Below are 2,769 nucleotides of genomic sequence, written 5' to 3'. Positions count from 1 at the left end.
CTCAGGAGGAATTGCTTCAACTCGCCCAAGAGGGTCTGGATAACGACCGTTTTATCGTCCGTCTGGTGGAAACCCACCATGTGGACGGCTACAAACAGCCCGAAGGCGCCATGGCCGGCACCCTGGGACGCCCCGGTGCGGATGGTACAGTCCGCTACTGGTCCACCACCCTGGACCAGATCGAACCGTCCGACACCTGCCCTAAGCTGATTGCCGAGCAGTTGGGGATCGAGTACAAACCTGACGCAAACTACAAGTTGGCGATCATCGACCGGGAGGCCGCCGTCAAGCAGGCGGATGCCAGGACGATTATCCCGACATTCGATAACCTGAAGGCGTTTGCGCGTGAGAAACTGGATGGCTATGCGGAACGGGATGATTTACTGGATGAGGTGATGACGCCGGAGTATCAGGCCAAGTACGAAGCGCTCGTTAAAGATATGGGGGATGCTGAATGGAATGACATCGATCAGCGCGAGTACCATCTGACGAAGAAAGGGCTTAGTCCCGACGAAATTCGAGCTTTCGAGATACGATTCAAAGTCCAGATGGATACGGGGGCTAACGAGCATTTCTTAGGTAACGGGCTGACCAAACATACGACGCTCTCCAATGACCGTCCAGTATTTGGCGCACTTGAAACCCTAACCTACGAAAAGAACCCGCAATCCTTTAACTATATGACCAATGGTGGCCAAGGCGGTTCGAATGCTTACGTTGAACTTGTCGATCTAATCCCTATTGAGTTTGGAGGATGATATGCAGTATCCGAAATTAGCCCCTTGGCCTTTCATTGATCCCGAGTCGCCACCAGAAAACTATCTAAAGGTTGGAGAGAGCGCTGATAAAAACCGTGCTGCAGGATCCATAACGCCTATATGGCACTTTTTTGCCCATGACCAACATCTGATCATATCAGTAAAGAAATGGATCCAGTTCGATGAACCAGAAACAGGAAAGTATGTTTTTCGCCAATACGAGTATCCCCTAGCCGGCGTAAGATGGTTTATCGATTCCATAGACCGCTTCTTTCTGCACCCTGACGATCCAAACGCCATCCCGAGAGGCAAGTTCAATATCCGCGAGGAAATCGACGGCGAAGTTCTCGGTGTCACTCGTGGTGCGGCCTATGGCGGTCGCTATACACCAGGCTATTCCTTCGACAACTTAAACAGGATCGAACATTCGACCCAATCGGAAGGTCCTTTTTGCCAAATGTTCGAAATGGGCGACCCCTGGCTGTTCGAAGGCGGCCTGTTCGATCTGTTCAAGGACATCGCCGCACGGCACGAGCGCGGCGAGTTCTGACGCTCGCAATGAGAATGAAATGCAGTATTCGAAACTACCCCACTGGCCATTCACCGATCCCGATTCGCCACCCGATGGCTATGTGAAATTAGGAAAGAGTATTGATAAAGCCAGAGCAACACCATCAATCAAACCCTTATGGCATTTTTTTACTATGAGCAGCACTTGATCATAGTTAATAAGATTTGGCTTGAAGGGCGCAATGACAAGCCGGGGAAGTTTGCGACATCCCAGTATGAGTATCCAATAGCCGGCGCACGTTGGTTTGTGAAAACAGTTGAGCGATTTTTCCTTCATCCGGATGATCCTAAAGCCATCCCAAGAGGTGATTTCAATGCTCGAGAAGAAATCGAAGGGGAAACACTTGGTGTCACCCGTGGCGTAGCATATGGAGGGCAGCACACTCCTGGTTATTCCTTCGACAATCTGAACCGTATTGAGCACTCAACACTCATGAACGGTCCTTTTTGCCAAATGTTTAAGATGGGCGATCCCTGGTTGTTCGAAGATGGCCTGTTCGATCTGTTCAAGGACATCGCCGCACGGCACGAGCGCGGCGAGTTCTGACGCTCGCAATGAGAATGAAATGCAGTATTCGAAACTACCCCCTTGGCCCTTCATCGATCCTGAATTGCCGCCTGAAGGCTATTTGAAGATTGGTGAAAGTACAGATAGAGCCCGGATTAGTGATAAATTGATCCCGGTCTGGCATTTTTTTGCCTATGAAAAGCACCTTATTATTTCGATCAAGAACTGGATTCAGATAGATGAATCCGAGCCTGGAGAATATGTCTTCGGCCAATACGAATACCCAATCGCTGGAGCCCGTTGGTTCGTAGACACTATAGAGCGCTTCTTCCTGCCGCCGGATCATCCCAATGCCGTGCCGCGGGGCGAAATCACCATAGAAGAACCCGTTGACGGGGAGGTTCTTGGTGTCACCCGGGGCGCTTGGTTCGGCGGCCAGTATATTCCCGGTTACTCCTTTGACAACCTGAACCGGATTGAGCATTCCTCTGTTTTGCCGGAAGGGGCCTTCTGCCAAATGTTCAAAATGGGCGATCCCTGGTTGTTCGAGGACGGCCTGTTCGATCTGTTCAAGGAGATTGCCGAGCGACACGAACGGGGCGAGTTCTGACCCTCACAATGAGGACGAGTGCAGTACCCCAAATTTTCTTAGTGCTCTTGTACTGATCCGTTTTCGGCATGCGGCCGTTTTCGTGATCACCTTGAAGAGGTGCCATCTCTCATGGAGTCGGGGCTCCCGATTCGTTAAAATACTCGCATGCTTTTATGTAAATTTACTGCATTTAAATCAATGATTTGTCCATAATGAGCTATGGTGATTTCTGGTGTATGGAGGCAAGTTGAAGAGGTGGCGTATCCTGTTGGTTGATCTCGCCAGATCACAACCAACAGAGGAATGATACGCCATGTCAAAGTCTACCCTGCACGCTCTTT

General features: G+C 50.4%; 4 protein-coding genes. All 4 read left to right on the top strand.

Annotation, left to right across the window (positions count from 1 at the left end; all coding sequences use genetic code 11):
- Positions 1 to 758 (top strand): hypothetical protein (locus tag EZI54_RS24680; RefSeq protein ID WP_242674582.1); only part of this gene is annotated, 758 nt, incomplete at its 5' end.
- A 1-nt stretch (position 759) separates the two neighbouring features.
- Positions 760 to 1,308: a hypothetical protein gene (locus EZI54_RS23440; RefSeq protein WP_131484274.1), complete on the top strand. Its 549-nt coding sequence runs from the start codon at positions 760 to 762 to the stop codon at positions 1,306 to 1,308.
- A 138-nt stretch (positions 1,309 to 1,446) separates the two neighbouring features.
- Complete coding sequence (locus EZI54_RS23435; RefSeq protein WP_131484273.1) at positions 1,447 to 1,875, top strand: hypothetical protein; 429 nt, start codon at positions 1,447 to 1,449, stop codon at positions 1,873 to 1,875.
- A gap of 19 nt (positions 1,876 to 1,894) precedes the next feature.
- Positions 1,895 to 2,446 carry a hypothetical protein gene (locus tag EZI54_RS23430; RefSeq protein ID WP_131484272.1) on the top strand — a complete coding sequence of 184 codons (552 nt, stop codon included), beginning with the start codon at positions 1,895 to 1,897 and terminating at the stop codon, positions 2,444 to 2,446.
- Positions 2,447 to 2,769: the final 323 nt, after the last annotated feature.

Source organism: Marinobacter halodurans (assembly GCF_004327985.1).
Lineage (GTDB): Bacteria > Pseudomonadota > Gammaproteobacteria > Pseudomonadales > Oleiphilaceae > Marinobacter_A > Marinobacter_A halodurans.
Note: the sequence above shows the minus strand (reverse complement) of the source record. Positions and strands in the feature narration are given on the sequence as shown.

What these genes read in the sequence shown, in the direction of transcription:
- EZI54_RS23440 (WP_131484274.1), top strand. Translation starts at nt 760, where the DNA reads ATGCAGTATCCGAAATTAGCCCCTTGGCCTTTCATTGATCCCGAGTCG.
- EZI54_RS23435 (WP_131484273.1), top strand. Translation starts at nt 1,447, where the DNA reads ATGGCATTTTTTTACTATGAGCAGCACTTGATCATAGTTAATAAGATT.
- EZI54_RS23430 (WP_131484272.1), top strand. Translation starts at nt 1,895, where the DNA reads ATGCAGTATTCGAAACTACCCCCTTGGCCCTTCATCGATCCTGAATTG.